Source organism: Streptomyces verrucosisporus, assembly GCF_017114865.1.
GTDB classification, from domain to species: Bacteria; Actinomycetota; Actinomycetes; order Streptomycetales; family Streptomycetaceae; genus Streptomyces; species Streptomyces fenghuangensis.
Map to the genome: position 1 here is coordinate 163791 of NZ_JADEYH010000008.1, position 15718 is coordinate 179508.

Genomic DNA, 15718 nt, shown 5'->3' on the forward strand with positions numbered 1-15718 from the left:
TCACTGCTCCTTGTGGGAGTCGCGGGAGACCTGGGTGCCGGGGGTGTCCTGGGTGCCGGGGGTGTCCCGGTCTCCCTGGGAGGAGAGGGCGCGGACGGTGCGGGACGGGCTGGGCCGGCCCAGCCGCTCGGCCATCCACACGCTGGTGGCGGTGAGGCGGCCGAGATCGACTCCGGTGTCGATGCCGAGGCCGTGCAGCATCCACACCAGGTCCTCGGTGGCGAGGTTGCCCGTGGCGCTCCTGGCGTACGGGCAGCCGCCGAGCCCGCCGGCGGAGGCGTCCACGGTGGTGACGCCGTGCCGGAGGGCGGCCAGGGTGTTGGACAGGGCCTGGCCGTAGGTGTCGTGGAAGTGGACGGCGAGGCGGCCGGTGGGCACGCCCGCGTCGTTCAGGGCCGTCAGCAGGGCGGTGACGTGGCCGGGGGTGGCCACGCCGATGGTGTCGCCCAGGCTCAGCTCGTCGCAGCCGAGGTCGAGCAGGCGGCGGCAGACGCCGGCCACCTGCGCGATGGGCACCGGGCCCTCCCAGGGGTCGCCGAAGCACATCGACAGATAGCCGCGCACCCCGGCACCCGCCTCCCGGGCGCGGGCGACCACCGGCTCGAACATCGCCAGGGCCTCGTCGACGGTGCGGTTGAGGTTGGCCCTGGCGAAGGACTCGGTGGCGCTGCCGAAGACGGCGATCTCGCGGACGCCGAGGGCCAGCGCCCGCTCCAGGCCGCGCTCGTTGGGCACCAGCACCGGCAGCCGTACGGCGTCGGCGCCCGCCCGCTCCGCGAGATCGGCCACGGCCGGGAACAGCTCCTCGGCGTCGGCCAGCTGGGGCACCCACTTGGGGTGGACGAAGCTGGTCGCCTCGATGGTACGCAGCCCGGCTCCGGCCAGCCGGCGGATGAACTCCGCCTTCACCTCGACGGGCACGGTCGAGGATTCGTTCTGCAGCCCGTCGCGCGCGCCCACCTCGTGGATGCGGACGCGGCCAGGAAGCCCCTCGGCCGGAACGGCCATGGGCAGACCCTCGATCATCGCGCGGCCTCCTTCCCGGAGTTCCCGGAGTCCCCGGACTCCTCCGGCCTCTCCGACGGCGCGGAGTCCTTCGGCTCGACGACGGCGAGCACCTGGTCCATGGCGACCGTGCTGCCCGCGGTGACGTCCAGCTCGGTGACGACCCCGTCATAGGGGGCGGCGATGACGTGCTCCATCTTCATCGCCTCCACCACCAGCAGGCTCTGGCCGGCGGTGACCTCCTCGCCGACGGCAGCCTTGACGACGGTGACCGTGCCGGGCATCGGCGCGGTCAGCGCGTCGGCGCCGTGTGCCCCCGCGCCGCCCCGCAGGGCCGCCTCGACCGGATCGTGGTCGGCCAGGTGCCAGCTCTGCCCGTCGCGGCCGAGCCAGCGGCTGCCGCCGGAGCGGGCGTGGGCGAAGGAGTGGGTCACCCCGTCCCAGGCCAGCAGCGCGCGGCCGGAGCCCTCACCGGAAGCCCCCTCGCCCTGCGACCGCAGCGCGGCGCTCACCGGCCCGGCGTCCCCGATGCGGACCTCGGCGCCGTCGGCGCGCCCGCGCACCCGCACGGCCACCGGCTCGTGGCCCGGTATCCGCAGATGGTGGACCGTCCAGGCGGGCTCGCCCCCCAGCCGCCAGCCGGTCGGCGCGGAGAACGGGTCCGTCCAGCCTGCGGAGCCGCCCGTGGAGACGGGGGCGGCGGGGGAGGCCGCGGAGGGCTCCAGTGCGGCGTGCCGCAGCAGCGCCGCCGCCGCGTACACCTCGTCTGGCACGGCCGAGGGCAGCAGCGAGGCGGCGTCGCGGTCCACCAGGCCGGTGTCCAGCTCTCCGGATACCACCGCCGGATGGGCCAGCAGGGCGCGCAGGAAGGCGGTGTTGGTGTCCACGCCCAGCACGGTCGTCTCCGCCAGAGCCGAGCGCAGCCGCCGCAGGGCGGAGGCCCGGTCCGGGCCGTGGGCGATCACCTTGGCGAGCATCGGGTCGTAGACGGTGCCCACCTCGGTGCCCCGAGCGAGCCCGGAGTCCGTACGGACGCCCTCGCCCGAGGGCTCCGAGAGCAGGTGGACGGTGCCGGCCGAGGGCAGGAAGTCGACCTTCCCGCCGGTGGCGCGGGCCGTCTCCGCGCAGATGCGGGCCTCCACCGCGTGCCCGTCCAGGCGGACGTCCTCCTGGCCGAAGGCCAGCGGCTCGCCGGCCGCCACCCGAAGCTGCCACTCCACCAGGTCCAGGCCGGTGATCAGCTCCGTCACCGGGTGCTCGACCTGGAGGCGGGTGTTCATCTCCATGAAGAAGTGGGCGGCCGGATCGCCGCCGGGGACGATGAACTCCACCGTGCCGGCGCCCCGGTAGCCGCAGGAGCGGGCGGCGCGTACGGCCGCCTCGCCCATCGCGGCGCGGGTGGCCGGATCCAGCAGCGGGCTGGGCGCTTCCTCGATGATCTTCTGGTGGCGGCGCTGGAGGCTGCACTCGCGCTCGCCCAGGTGCACCACGGTGCCGTGGCCGTCGGCCAGGACCTGGATCTCGATGTGCCGGGGCCGGTCGATCCACCGCTCCACCAGCAGGGTGTCGTCGCCGAAGGCGCCGCGGGCCTCGCGCCGCGCGGCGGCGATCTCCTCGGCCAGCAGCGCCTCGTCGCGCACCAGCCGCATGCCCTTGCCGCCGCCTCCGGCCGAGGGCTTGAGCAGCACCGGAGTACCGATCTCCAGCGCCGCGGCGGTCAGTTCGGCGTCGGTCAGACCGCTGCCGCTGCTGCCGGGCACCACCGGTACCCCGGCGGCCCGCACCGTCTCCTTGGCGCGGATCTTGTCGCCCATCAGCTCGATGGCGTCGGCGGGCGGGCCGACGAAGACCATCCCGGCCGTCTCCACCGCGCGGGCGAAGGCGGCGTTCTCGGCGAGGAATCCGTAGCCGGGGTGGACCGCCTGGGCGCCCGTGCGACGGGCGGCCTCCAGCAGCCTCTCGGCCGACAGATAGCTCTCGGAGGCCACCGCCGGGCCGATCCGCACCGCGGTGTCCGCCTCCCGTACGTGCCGGGCGTCGGCGTCCGCGTCGCTGAAGACGGCGACCGAGCGCACGCCCAGCCGCCGCAGCGTGCGGATGACGCGGACGGCGATCTCGCCCCGGTTGGCGACCAGCACCGTGTCGAACATGGAACGCATCCCCCTCACATCCGGAAGACGCCGTAGCCGGGCGCCGCGGGGTCCTTCTCGGGCAGTGGCGCGTTCGCGCACGCGGTGAGCGCGAGGCCGAGCACCGTACGCGTCTCCAGCGGGTCGATCACACCGTCGTCCCACAGCCGCGCGGTGGCGTAGTAGGCGCTGCCCTGGGTCTCGTACTGCTCGCGGACGGGCGCCTTGAAGGCGTCCTCCTCCTCGGCGCTCCACTCCTCGCCGCGCGCCTGAAGCTGGTCGCGCTTGACGGTGGCCAGCACCGAGGCGGCCTGCTCGCCGCCCATCACCGAGATCTTGGCGTTGGGCCACATCCACATGAAGCGCGGCGAGTACGCCCGGCCGCACATCGAGTAGTTGCCCGCGCCGTAGGAGCCGCCGACGACGACCGTCAGCTTGGGCACCCGGGTGCAGGCCACGGCCGTCACCATCTTGGCGCCGTGCTTGGCGATACCGCCGGCCTCGTACTGCCGGCCCACCATGAAGCCGGAGATGTTCTGCAGGAACACCAGAGGTATGCCGCGCTGGTCGCACAGCTCGATGAAGTGCGCGCCCTTCTGGGCGGACTCGGCGAACAGGATGCCGTTGTTGGCGACGATCCCCACCGGGTGGCCGTGGATGCGGGCGAAGCCCGTCACCAGCGTCGTGCCGTACTCGGCCTTGAACTCCGCGAACCGGGAGCCGTCGACGGTACGGGCGATGACCTCGCGCACGTCGTAGGGGGTGCGCGAGTCCACCGGGACCGCGCCGTAGAGCCCGGCCGGGTCGGCCTTCGGCTCCTCCACCGGCTCCACCGGCCACGGCAGCGGGCCGCGCCGGGGGAGGGTGGCCACGATCTGCCGCACGATGCGCAGGGCGTGGGCGTCGTCCTCGGCGAGGTGGTCCGTCACCCCGGAGGTGCGCGAGTGGACCTCGCCGCCGCCCAGTTCCTCGGCCGTGACGACCTCGCCGGTGGCCGCCTTCACCAGCGGAGGACCGCCCAGGAAGATCGTGCCCTGGCCGCGCACGATCACGGCCTCGTCGCTCATCGCCGGCACGTACGCGCCGCCCGCCGTGCAGGAGCCGAGGACGGCGGCGATCTGCGGGACGCCCGCGCCGGACATCCGGGCCTGGTTGTAGAAGATCCGCCCGAAGTGCTCGCGGTCGGGGAAGACCTCGTCCTGCATGGGCAGGAAGGCGCCGCCCGAATCCACCAGGTACAGGCACGGCAGCCGGTTCTCCAGGGCCACCTCCTGCGCGCGCAGGTGCTTCTTGACCGTCATCGGGTAGTACGTGCCGCCCTTGACGGTGGCGTCGTTGGCGACGATCACCACCTCGCGGCCCGACACCCGTCCGATGCCGGCGATCACGCCGGCGGCCGGGGCCTGGCCGTCGTACATCCCGTCCGCCGCGAGCGGGGCCAGCTCCAGGAAGGGCGACCCCGGGTCCAGCAGGGTGTCCACCCGGTCCCGCGGCAGCAGTTTGCCGCGCGCGGTGTGCCGCGCCCGTGCCCGCTCGCCGCCGCCCAGCCGTGCCGCGGCGAGCTTCTCGCGCAGCCGCGCGGCCAGCTCGCGGTGCGCGGCTTCGTTCGCCCTCGCCGCCTCTGACGCCGGATCCACGGCGCTGACCAGCGGAGGTGCCTGCTGCATGCCCTTCGAGCCCCCTTGCTCGGTTAGTGAGCGTTAACCTCGCCATCAGGTTAACGCCCGCTAACCCGGCTGTCTACAATTCCCCTATGAGCACCAGGACCGACGCCCCCACCCGCCGAGAGCAGATCCTCGGCCAGGCCGCCCGCCTGTTCGCCGAGCGCGGGTTCCACGGCGTCGGCGTGGACGAGATAGGCGCGGCGGTCGGCATCAGCGGCCCCGGCCTCTACCGCCACTTCGCGGGCAAGGACGCGATGCTCGCGGAGCTGCTGGTGGGCATCAGCGAGCGGCTGTACTCCGGCGGGCGCAGGTGCATGGCGGAGGCCGGCGAGGCCGGCCTCGCGCCGGGGGCGACGCTGGACGCGCTCATCGGCCGCCACATCGACTTCGCCCTCGACGACCGCGCCCTGATCACCCTCCACGACCGCGAACTGGACCGGCTGCGCGACAGCGACCGCAAGCTGGTGCGCCAGCTCCAGCGCCAGTACGTGGAGCTGTGGGTGGGCGTCGTGCGCCAGGTGCACCCGGAGCTGCCGGAGAAGGAGGCCCGCGCCTCCGTCCACGCCGTCTTCGGCCTGCTGAACTCCACCCCCCACCTGAGCCGTCCCTCCTCCCTGCCGGACCGCGACGCGGCGGCCGCCCTCCTGCACCGGCTGGCCCGCGGCGCCCTCGCCGCCGCGGCGGGCGGCGCCGGGGGCGGTGCGTACGGCGCCGAGGGTGCCCCGGCGGGCGGCGTGTACCGCGTGGACGGCGGTACGGCGGGCGCCGGGCCGCGCGCCGAGGACTGAGTCCCCGGCCCCCAGGGCCCCGCCGTGCCCGCCCCCGGGCGCCCGCCCGCCTCCGCTCCCGCGCCTATGACACCGCCCACAGTGGCGGACAACCGCCGGAACACCTCTGGACAGCCGATTCGGCCCTTCGGTAGCTTGCGTCTGAGCAAGCGCTTAGTTTTTCCGGCTAGTTTTCCGGCCCCAGGAGGCGATGACGTGCGTCGCACGGTGTTCAACGAGGACCACGAGGCGTTCCGCGAGACCATCCGCGACTTCATCGCCGCCGAGGTCGTGCCCCACTACGAGCAGTGGGAGAAGCAGGGCTACGTCCCCCGCGAGCTCTACCTCAAGCTCGGCGGGCTGGGCGTCTTCGGCATCGAGGTGCCCGAGGAGTACGGCGGCGCCGGCGAGACCAGCTTCAAGTACAGCGCCGTCATCTCCGAGGAGACCGCCCGCGCCGGCGTCAGCTTCGGCGGCTCCGGCGTCCACACCGCGCTGTGCCTGCCCTATCTGCTGAAGTACGCCAGCGAGGAGCAGAAGCGGCGCTGGCTGCCGCCCTTCGTCACCGGCGAGATGATGACCGCCATCGCCATGACCGAGCCCGGCGCCGGCTCGGACCTGGCCGGCATGAAGACCACCGCGAAGCTGTCGGAGGACGGCACGCACTACATACTCAACGGCGCCAAGACCTTCATCACCGGCGGCGTCCAGGCCGACCGCGTCCTGGTCTGCTGCCGCACCGCCCCGCCGACCCCCGAGGACCGCCGCGGCGGCATCTCCATCCTGGTGGTGGACACCAGGAGCGAGGGCTACGCCGTCGGCCGCAACCTCGACAAGCTGGGCCTGAAGTCCTCCGACACCGCCGAGCTGTCCTTCACCGATGTCAAGGTCCCCGTGGAGGACCTGCTCGGCGAGGAGGGCAAGGCGTTCTCCTACCTCACCCACAACCTCCCCCAGGAGCGCCTGGGCATCGCGGTCGGCGCCTACGCGCAGTCCGCCGCCGCCGTCCGCTTCGCCCAGGAGTACGTCAGGGACCGCACCGTCTTCGGCAAGCCGGTGGCCTCCTTCCAGAACACCAAGTTCGTGCTCGCCGACTGCCGGGCGGACGTGGACGCCATGCAGGCGGTCGTGGACCGCGCGCTGGACGCCCTGGACGCCGGGGAGCTGACCCCCGCCGACGCCGCCTCCGTCAAGCTGTTCACCACCGAGACCGCCGCCAAGGTCATCGACAAGTGCCTCCAGCTGCACGGCGGTTACGGCTACATGCGGGAGTACCCGATCTCGCGCCTGTACGCCGACACCCGCGTCACCCGCATCTACGGGGGCACCAGCGAGGTCATGCGGTCCATCATCGCCAAGTCGATGGGCCTGTGACCGGCCCCGGCCCAGGTGGCCGGGCACGGAACCGAGTAGAGGAAACACCCCTGCCATGAGCGACAACGGCACGAACGGGGGCGCCGGCCAGGCACCCCCGTCCGCCCTGCTGGATCTGGTCGGCCTGCTGGACCTGGAGCGGATCGACCGCGACATCTTCCGCGGCCAGAGCCGCCAGGCGGTCATCCCCCGGGTCTTCGGCGGGCAGGTGGCCGCGCAGGCGCTCGTCGCGGCCTTCCGCACCGTCCCCGACGACCGGCTCGCGCACTCGCTGCACGCCTACTTCCTGCGCCCCGGCGACCCGGCCGCGCCGATCGTCTACACGGCCGACCGCATCCGCGACGGGCGGTCCTTCACCACCCGCCGGGTCGTCGCCGTCCAGCACGGACAGCCGATCTTCCATCTGTCGGCCTCCTTCCAGACGCACGAGGACGGGTTGGAGCACCAGGAGCCGATGCCGGCCGCCCCGGACCCGGAGACGCTGCCGAACTCCACCGACCTGCTGCCGCGCCACGCCCACCTGTTCGGCGACCCCGGCGTCGCCGACCGCCTCGCCGAGGCGCGGGCCGCCGTCGACCTGCGCTACGTCACCCAGCCGCCGTACGCGACGGCCGGGCAGCCGCGCGAGCCGCGCTCCCAGGTGTGGTTCCGCACGGCCGGCAAGCTCGACGGCGACCTCGACCGGCCGATGCTCCACCTCTGCCTGGCCGCCTACATCTCCGACATGAGCCTGCTGGAGCCCGTCCTGCTCGCCCACGGCCGCGGCGGCTGGACGGTCGGGGACGTGGTGGGCGCGAGCCTGGACCACGCGATGTGGTTCCACCGCCCCTTCAGGGTGGACGAGTGGCTGCTGTACGACCAGTCCAGCCCCACCTCCCAGGCCGGCCGCGGACTGGGCCACGGCCGGATCTTCACCGCCGACGGGCGGCTGGCGATCACGGTGATGCAGGAGGGCGTGGTGCGGGTTCCGCGCGGCTGAGGGCGGCGCGGGACCCGCCCGCCCGCCGCGCTACGCGGGCGTCAGCCCCGCCGCCTCCAGCAGGTAGGCGGTCATCGGCTCGTAGTAGCGCGGATTGATCACATGGTCGTCCAGGGGGACGGTGACCGCGAGGGTGCCCTCCGCCTCTCCGAGGAAGAGCGCCGGGTCGTTGCAGTCGGCGAAGCCGACCGTGGTGATGCCGTGCTGCGCCGCGCAGCCCGCCCAGCCGTGGTCGGCGAAGACCAGGTCGGGCAGCGGCTCGCCCTCGCGCCGGAGGGCGTCGAGGATCGCGGTCATCGGCTCGGGGGAGTGGGTGTGCCACAGCGTCGCCCCGCGCTCGTGCATCGCGATGTCCGCGAGCTGCACCACCACGCCCTGGTCCGCGATCAGCCCCAGCGGCACCCGTACGATCTCGCACCCGGCCAGCCGCAGCGCGTTCGCCACCTTGCTGTGCAGATCGATCAGCGCCCCCGGGTGGCCGGTGGCGAACAGCACCCGGTGTCCGGCCTCCGCCGCCTTGCGCAGCTCGACCGCCGCCCGGTCCAGGGCGGCCACCGTCAGCTCCGGGTCGATGGTGTCCTGGCCCTGGCGGTGCCCGGGGTCGTCGACGACCCCGCAGCGCTCGGCCATCACCGCCAGCACGTCCTGCTCGTCACCCCAGCGGTCGCCCAGTTCCAGGCCCAGCCAGTAGTGCCGGTCGCCGTTGGCGAGCCGGCGGTAGTGGTCCAGGTTGTTCTCGCGCGGAGTGGCGACGTCCCCGGCGATACGGGTGCGGACGAGGTGGTCGATCAGCTCGGAGCGGGAGGGGGCGGCGGTTATCGGCATGGAGGCATTGTCCCCCGAGGGGGCCCGCCGGGCGATCCGCCTCGGCCCGTGGCGCCCCGCCGTACAGCCGCCGCATCCGCACGGCGCCCCGACGCAGCCGCCGCCTGATGTACGAGCCGTCCAAAAGAGAGCGGTCGGCTGTCGGATCCGTACATGTCCGCCGGGGCGGGCCCCTGCCTACCCTCGGCCGCATGAGCAGCGACCAGCAGCAGCCCCGCGGACCCGTCGACTCCTCCCGCGTCCCCCGCTTCGCGGGCCCGGCGACCTTCGCCCGCCTGCCCCGCCTGGACGAGGTGGGCCGCGCCGACGTCGCCGTCGTCGGGGTGCCCTTCGACTCGGGCGTCTCCTACCGGCCCGGCGCCCGCTTCGGCTCCAACGCCGTCCGCGAGGCCTCCCGCCTGCTGCGCCCCTACAACCCGGCCCAGGACGCCTCGCCCTTCGCCCTCGCCCAGGTCGCCGACGCGGGCGACATCGCCGCCAACCCCTTCGACATCCACGAGGCGGTCGAGACGGTGGAGCGGGCGGCCGGCGAACTGCTGGACACCGGCGCCCGGCTGATGACGCTCGGCGGCGACCACACCATCGCCCTGCCCCTGCTGCGCGCGGTGGCCCGCAGGCACGGCCCCGTCGCCCTGCTCCACTTCGACGCCCACCTGGACACCTGGGACACCTACTTCGGCGCCGAGTACACCCACGGCACGCCCTTCCGGCGGGCGGTGGAGGAGGGCGTCCTCGACACCTCCGCCCTCTCCCACGTCGGCACCCGCGGCCCGCTGTACGGCAAGAAGGACCTCACCGACGACGCCAAGATGGGCTTCGGCATCGTCACCTCCGCCGATGTGATGCGGCGCGGCGTGGACGAGGTCGCCGACCAGCTCCGCCAGCGCATCGGCGACCGCCCGCTGTACGTCTCCATCGACATCGACTGCCTCGACCCGGCCCACGCCCCCGGCACCGGCACCCCGGAGGCGGGCGGCATGACCTCCCGCGAACTGCTGGAGATCCTGCGCGGTCTGGCCTCCTGCAACCTGGTCTCGGCCGACGTGGTCGAGGTCGCCCCCGCCTACGACCACGCCGAGATCACCTCGGTGGCCGCCTCCCACACCGCCTACGAGCTGACGACGATCATGTCCCGGCAGATCGCGGCCGGCCGGGAGGGCCGGGCGTAGCGGCAGCGCGCGTACGGCGTGACCCGCCCCGACCGTCGCATCGAACGCTGGATCAAGGGGACGGATACCGGCAGGTGTGGATAGCCTGACCGCGTGAGGTGGACGGCATGCTGCTGAGGTTCCGGGTCGCGAATGTGCGGTCCCTGCGCGACGAGCAGGAGCTGTCGTTCGTCGTGCCGCCGGACGGTGACACGGCCGGTGCCCGCGAGGTGGAGCTGGCCGACGGCACTCTCGCGGTGTACCCGCTCGTCGGGATCTTCGGGGCCAACGCATCGGGCAAGTCCAATGTGCTGGCCGCCATGGCGGACATGCGCGGCGCGGTCATGAACTCCTACGCCCGCTGGGCCTCCTACCAGGGCATCCCGCGCGAGGCGTTCGCGCTGGACCCCAGGAGCGACTCCGAGCCGTCGTTCTTCGAGGTGGACGTCGTCATCGACGGTGTGCGCTGGACGTACGGTTTCGAGCTGGGCCTGGAGAGGGTCGAGGCCGAGTGGGTGCACAGCTACCCGCGCGGTCGCCGCCAGGAGTGGATGGACCGCGACGCCTCCCGACCGGAGGTCTACCGCTGGCCGGGCAACCGGGTGAGGGACCGTGGTCACCTCGCCCAGCGCACCCGCCCCAACGCCCTGCTGCTGTCCACCGCCGGCACCGACAACCACCCTCAGCTCTCCCCGCTCTTCCACTGGTTCCGCAGGAACCTCTGGCAGGTCGGCCCCGAGGCCGAACGGCCCGAGTGGGAGCGGTTCACCGCAAAGCGGCTCGCCGGAGAGCAGGGGGAGCGCATCCGTGAACTGCTGCGAGTGGCAGACCTGGGCATCACCGGAGCCGAGTACGAACAGGACGGCGCGGGCCCCCCGGCCGTACGGCTGCTGCACGCCTCGGCTTCCGGAGACGTGCCGTTCGAGTGGGAGCGGGAGTCCTACGGAACCCGTTCCTGGTTCGCGCTCCTCGGACCCATGCTGCTGGCCCTCGACGAGGGCGCCGTTCTCCTCGTCGACGAACTGGACGCCAGCCTCCACCCACGGTTCGCCGCCGAGGTCATCCGCATCTTCCACGACCCGGACGCCAACCCGCGCGGCGCCCAGCTCGTCTTCACCTCGCACGACGCGACCGTGCTGAGCAGCCCCAGCGGTGAGCGGTTGCTGGAGCCCGGCCAGGCGTGGCTGACCGAGAAGGACGAGGCGGGCGCCACCGAGCTCTATCCGCTCAGCGCCGCCTCACCGGGCGAGCAGGAGGATTTGATGCGCTCCTATCTGGCCGGGGTGTTCGGTGGTGTCCCCTCCCTGATGGAGGGACAGGCCGCCCGGCGTCTGATGACCATCCGGAGCAGCGACGCACAGGGGCGGGAACGGGTCTGATGGCGAAGACCAGGGGGAAGAGCTCCTTCGCGCCCATGAGGAGGGCCTGGGGATCAGCTCGTACCGATCCCCGGTACCCGATCCGGAGCCGTGCCACCGGTTCTCCCGTTCACCGCAGGCCAGAAGTGCTTCTCGCGTTCTCCGGAATACTCCGGCCTCTCCTCTTGGAGGTGTGGGACCGGCCGCCCGCGCGGTGATCGTGGTGGCCGGGGCAGAGATCGCAGGGCTTGGTGGGCGGCTGCGGCGTCATCAGTGCGTGGGAGAGGACGACGCCGGTGACGGCGACACCGGTAGTGAAGGCCAGCAGGCCGAGGAACACGGTGCCCATCACGTCGTCCGGCCGGTGCGCGTGCCGCGCAGTTCGAACCACACGCTCTTGCCGGACGGTTGGAGTCCGCCGTGCCACACCGTGCCCCAGGCGGCGGCGAGTTCCCGGACCAGGAGGAGGCCGCGGCCGTGCTCGGCCTCGTTCGGTACGCCGACTCCGGGGGACGTGGGGGCGCCCGTGGTGTCGTCGTCCTGGACGGACACGCGGATCCGGTCTCCTCCGACCGTCGCCTCCAGGGTGAGCAGCGGCACCTTCGTGTGGAGGTGGACGTTCGAGACGACCTCGGAGACCAGCAGCCGGGCGGTCTCCGCCAGCGCCGAGTGGCCGCTGGCGTCGAGCAGTCCGGCCACCATGTCCCGCGCGACCTTCACGGTCTCCGGGATGTTCGGGGCCCGCAGCTGGTAAGTGCGGGCCCGCTGAAGCGCGTTGACGAGCACGGTGGCGGATGTCGGGTCGGTCATGGTGCCCCCTGTGAACGGATGCGGTCGCCGCTCGCGCTCGCCACCGTGGCTCTGTCGCGCTCCCGTGTACGCCCAGGAGCGGGCACGGAGGGACGACCGCACTGCGGATTTACCGGCGTGCGTAGCGGTACGGGTACGGACAGTAGGGTGAATGTATTCTCCGGAGCAAGCATGTCGTCGAAGACTCACCCTTGTGAGTGGAGCGTGCTATACGTACGCGACGGGTCCACCGTCATCTGGAGAGAGGATCTGCTGACTCATGCCACCGAGGGAGAACCCCACGGCTCGACAGGTGCGCCTGGGTGTGGAGTTGAGGAAGCTCCGGGAGCGGGCAGGGAAGCCGGCTCGTGAGGCGGGCGGGCTTCTGGGCGTCGACCAGGCCAAGATCAGTAACATCGAGTCAGGTCGCATCGGTGTCAGCGAGGAACGGATTCGCAGACTCGCGGCGTTCTACTCCTGTGTCGACGCGGCGCTGATCGATGCGCTGTGCGCGATGGCTCGCGAGCGCCGCGGTCAGTTCTGGTGGGACGAGTACCGAGGCGTCCTCCCTCCGCCGTTCCTGGACATCGCCGAGTTGGAGCACCACTCCGTCGCCATGTGCTCCATGCAGACGTTCTCCGTCCCGGGCCTTCTCCAGACCGAGGACTATGCGCGCACGCTGTTCGACGGCGCGGTTCCGAGGCTCCCGGAGGAAGAGGTCGAGGCGCGAGTTGAGCACCGGATGAGACGGCGCACTGTCCTCGAACGTGAGGACTCTCCGGCGTATGAAACGACCATCCATGAGGCGGTGCTTCACATGCGGTTCGGCGGCCGGAAGGTGGTCCGGGCGCAACTGGAGCACTTGGCGGAGATGTCCACCTGGCCCGGAGTGACGGTCCGCGTCGTCCCCTTCGCCTGCGAGGAGTTCATCGAGATCACTCAGCCGCTGCTCTACGCGGTCGGGGTCGTGCCGCAGTTGGACACCGTGCAGATGGACAGCCCGCTCGGCAGTGTGCACCTGGACGCAGAGACCGAACTCCAGAAGTACCAGGCACTTTTGGGCATCGCGAAAAGGGCCTCGCTCGACGAGGATGAGTCGAGGCGACTCATCCGCCGTATCGCGCGAGAACTGTGAGGAGCGCAGCATGGAATCTCTTGTCCACTGGCAGAAGTCGTCCTTCTCAGGATCCGAAGGTCCCAACTGCGTGGAGGTCGCGCGGCGGGGCGACGACGTGCTCATACGGGAGAGCGACGAGCCGGGGCTCGTCCTCGCCGCGAGCCGGGCGGACCTGGCCGCGTTCATCACGGGCATCAAGGCCGGGGAGTTCGACCACTTCGCGCGCTGATCCCCTCGCGCTGGAGGGTGCCGCCCATCGGCACCCCCAACGCGGTTGTTCCACGGCGGCCGAGGCCCGCGCCGGGCGGGGGTCAGCGGGGTCTGAGGCCGTGCAGCAGGTGGTGGATCAGGTCGTCGGTCATGCCGAGGGCCTCGGCCGGGTCGAGTATGCCGCCCGCCGCGAAGCCGGCGATGCCGTGGAGGGCGGCGCCGGTGAAGAGGGTGAGGCGTTTCGGGGCGGCCTCGACGATCTCGCCGCGCCGCTGGGCGTCCGCGATCACCCGTTCGAAGACGCCCACCGTCCGGTCGACCCCGGCGGCCATCCGCTCGGCGGCCCCGGGCTCGTGCTTGCGGGCGTACATGAGGGTCAGGAGTTCGGTGTTCTCGGCGGCGAAGGCGAGGTAGGCGCGGGCGAGGCCGGTCAGGCGGGGCTGGAGCGGGAGTGCGGGCTCGTCGGCACCCTCCAGGACTCGGGCCAGCCGTTCGTAGCCGCCCAGGGCCAGGGCGTCGAGCAGGGCCTGCTTGTCCTTGAAGTGGCGGCCGGGCGCGGCGTGGCTGACGCCGGTCTCGCGGGCCAGCTCGCGCAGGGACAGGGAGGCGATCCCCTTCTCACGCAGGGTGCGCTCGGCGCTCTCCAGCAGGGCGGCGCGCAGGTCGCCGTGGTGGTAGGGGCGGCTCCGGGACATGTGGGTCATCGTATCCCGATGTTGACGGCGGCATCTTTGTTGTCGTTGCCATCATTGTTGTCATCGTCTACTTTGGGGTCATGGCAACCGACCAGAGCAAGCGATGGAACACCGACCTCCTCCCCGACCTCGTCGGCCGCACGGCCGTCGTCACGGGTGCCAACAGCGGCATCGGACTCACCGCGGCGGACGCGCTGGCCCGCGCGGGCGCGCATGTGGTGTTCGCCGTGCGGGACGTGGAGCGGGGCCGCGCGGCGGCGGCGACGGTGGACGGCAGTACGGAGGTGCTCCGTCTGGACCTGGCGGACCTGTCCTCCGTGCGCGGTTTCGCGGAGGGCTGGCAGGACCGCCCCGTGGACCTGCTGATCAACAACGCCGGTGTGATGATGATCCCGCGGCGGCGCACGCGGGACGGCTTCGAGATGCAGTTCGGCACGAACCACCTCGGCCACTTCGCGCTGACGAACCTGCTTCTGCCGTACGTCACCGACCGCGTCGTCACGCTGGCCTCCGCCGCGCACCGCTGGGGTGGCGCGAGAATCCGGTTCGACGACCCGAACATGGAGGCGGGTTACTCCCCGCAGGGTGCCTACGCCCAGTCCAAGCTGGCGAACCTGCTGTTCACCCTGGAACTCCAGCGCCGCCTGATGGAGTCGGGTTCCCCGGTCCGCGCCCTGGCCGCCCACCCCGGGTACGCGGCCACCAACCTCCAGAGCCATGCGGCGAACCCCCTCGCCCGCGCCGTCATGCGGTTCGGCAACAGGTTCCTCGCCCAGGACGACCGGGCGGGCGCCCTGCCGACCCTGTACGCGGCGACGGCCGACCTGCCCGGCGCGAGCTATGTCGGCCCGGACGGGGTGATGGAGGCAAGGGGCGGGCCGACGCTGGTGGGACGCAGCGCGGCGGCGAGCGATCCGGTGGCGGCGCGGCGGCTGTGGCAGATGTCGGAGGAGATGACGGGGGTCGGCTTCCCGGTGTTGCCGACGGGGCGCTGAGGGCGCGCCCGGCCGGGCCGGGGCGGCCGCGGCGGTTGTTGCGGCTGCAACCGCTTCCGGAAGTGGGGGTGCGGCGTGCCGCCGCGCGCTTTCCACCGGCTGTGACCCTCTGCTTTTCGGTCACGTTTGGAACGTTGCGTATCCGGACGTATGCACAGCGTTTCGAGACCCGCGAAGGCGATCGATCACAACGTCGCTGGTGATCGGTGTACCGGCCCTGTACCCCCGGGGGTTACGGCAAGCTACTCATTTAATACGCAACGTTACTCGAAATGATCGTCGAAGGTGCGTCCGGTGCCGTTACCCGACAGACTCACGTTCGCTATCCGTTACACCCCGACGGAAGGACGCGTCATGCGGAACGCGGTGAAGTGCGCCCTGGTGAGCGGCCTGCTGGCCACGGGCACGCTCGCCCCGCTGTGCGGCGCGGCGCTCGCGGTGCCGGCGCCCCGCGCGCCCTCGGCGCTGGTACTCGCCGCCGCGCCGGAGCGCACGGGGGAGGCGGACGGCGCGGACGCGCCGGCCTGCACCCCCGAGGGCTCCGGGAGCGCCGGGAGCCCGGGGAGGCCCGGGGGCCGTTCCGCGCCGGAGATCCTCTGCGTGTGGCCGGACGGCGCGAAGGGGGACGGCGCGGAGGTGTTCGCCATCTGACGGAACCTTCCG

At 72.4% G+C, this 15718-nt stretch carries 15 protein-coding genes; 9 read left to right on the forward strand and 6 right to left on the reverse strand.

Features of this window, described 5'->3' with window-relative positions:
- From IQ279_RS12145 to IQ279_RS12155, 3 genes are read right to left on the reverse strand one after another with little or no spacing between them, the layout of a single operon-like run.
- Positions 1 to 1026: a hydroxymethylglutaryl-CoA lyase gene (locus IQ279_RS12145; protein ID WP_206348415.1), complete on the reverse strand. Its 1026-nt coding sequence runs from the start codon at positions 1024 to 1026 to the stop codon at positions 1 to 3.
- Positions 1023 to 3155, reverse strand: coding sequence for an acetyl/propionyl/methylcrotonyl-CoA carboxylase subunit alpha (locus IQ279_RS12150; protein ID WP_206348416.1), 2133 nt, complete (start codon positions 3153 to 3155; stop codon positions 1023 to 1025). Before IQ279_RS12150 ends, IQ279_RS12145 begins: the two co-directional genes overlap by 4 nt.
- 14 nt (positions 3156 to 3169) lie before the next feature.
- Positions 3170 to 4801 (reverse strand): carboxyl transferase domain-containing protein, encoded by a 1632-nt coding sequence (locus IQ279_RS12155; RefSeq protein WP_206348417.1) that lies wholly within the window; start codon positions 4799 to 4801, stop codon positions 3170 to 3172.
- 86 nt (positions 4802 to 4887) lie between these two features.
- Between IQ279_RS12155 and IQ279_RS12160 the strand changes: the two genes are divergently transcribed.
- The 3 genes from IQ279_RS12160 (at position 4888) to IQ279_RS12170 (ending at position 7918) form a co-directional block, all read left to right on the forward strand.
- Complete coding sequence (locus IQ279_RS12160) at positions 4888 to 5586, forward strand: SACE_7040 family transcriptional regulator (RefSeq protein ID WP_206348418.1); 699 nt, start codon at positions 4888 to 4890, stop codon at positions 5584 to 5586.
- Positions 5587 to 5781: 195 nt separating this feature from the next.
- Entirely contained in the window at positions 5782 to 6939 is a 1158-nt protein-coding gene (locus tag IQ279_RS12165) for an acyl-CoA dehydrogenase family protein (protein ID WP_206348419.1), read from the forward strand.
- A gap of 55 nt (positions 6940 to 6994) precedes the next feature.
- A complete protein-coding gene (locus IQ279_RS12170; RefSeq protein WP_206348420.1) occupies positions 6995 to 7918 on the forward strand; it encodes an acyl-CoA thioesterase in 924 nt (307 codons plus the stop codon).
- 30 nt (positions 7919 to 7948) lie between these two features.
- Here the strand turns inward: IQ279_RS12170 and IQ279_RS12175 are convergent, their stop codons facing one another.
- Positions 7949 to 8743: a phosphatase gene (locus IQ279_RS12175; protein WP_206348421.1), complete on the reverse strand. Its 795-nt coding sequence runs from the start codon at positions 8741 to 8743 to the stop codon at positions 7949 to 7951.
- 191 nt (positions 8744 to 8934) lie between these two features.
- Between IQ279_RS12175 and speB the strand changes: the two genes are divergently transcribed.
- On the forward strand, positions 8935 to 9912 hold the full coding sequence (speB, locus tag IQ279_RS12180; RefSeq protein WP_206348422.1) for an agmatinase: 978 nt from the start codon (positions 8935 to 8937) through the stop codon (positions 9910 to 9912).
- Between the two features lie 107 nt (positions 9913 to 10019).
- Positions 10020 to 11270 carry an AAA family ATPase gene (locus IQ279_RS12185; RefSeq protein ID WP_206348423.1) on the forward strand — a complete coding sequence of 417 codons (1251 nt, stop codon included), beginning with the start codon at positions 10020 to 10022 and terminating at the stop codon, positions 11268 to 11270.
- 327 nt (positions 11271 to 11597) lie between these two features.
- On the opposite strand, the gene IQ279_RS12190 is transcribed toward IQ279_RS12185, so the two are convergent.
- Entirely contained in the window at positions 11598 to 12059 is a 462-nt protein-coding gene (locus tag IQ279_RS12190; protein WP_206348424.1) for an ATP-binding protein, read from the reverse strand.
- 259 nt (positions 12060 to 12318) lie between these two features.
- Between IQ279_RS12190 and IQ279_RS12195 the strand changes: the two genes are divergently transcribed.
- On the forward strand, positions 12319 to 13173 hold the full coding sequence (locus IQ279_RS12195; RefSeq protein WP_206348425.1) for a helix-turn-helix domain-containing protein: 855 nt from the start codon (positions 12319 to 12321) through the stop codon (positions 13171 to 13173).
- 10 nt (positions 13174 to 13183) lie between these two features.
- On the forward strand, positions 13184 to 13384 hold the full coding sequence (locus tag IQ279_RS12200) for a DUF397 domain-containing protein (RefSeq protein ID WP_206348426.1): 201 nt from the start codon (positions 13184 to 13186) through the stop codon (positions 13382 to 13384).
- Between the two features lie 82 nt (positions 13385 to 13466).
- Here IQ279_RS12200 and IQ279_RS12205 read toward each other — a convergent pair whose 3' ends face one another.
- Positions 13467 to 14069, reverse strand: a complete 603-nt coding sequence (locus tag IQ279_RS12205; protein ID WP_206348427.1) for a TetR/AcrR family transcriptional regulator — start codon at positions 14067 to 14069, stop codon at positions 13467 to 13469.
- Positions 14070 to 14140: 71 nt separating this feature from the next.
- On the opposite strand from IQ279_RS12205, the gene IQ279_RS12210 reads away from it, so the two are divergent.
- Positions 14141 to 15055, forward strand: coding sequence for an oxidoreductase (locus IQ279_RS12210; protein ID WP_206348428.1), 915 nt, complete (start codon positions 14141 to 14143; stop codon positions 15053 to 15055).
- A gap of 354 nt (positions 15056 to 15409) precedes the next feature.
- The gene (locus tag IQ279_RS12215) at positions 15410 to 15706 is read left to right on the forward strand and encodes a hypothetical protein (protein ID WP_206348429.1); all 297 of its coding nucleotides are present in this window, start codon (positions 15410 to 15412) and stop codon (positions 15704 to 15706) included.
- Positions 15707 to 15718: the final 12 nt, after the last annotated feature.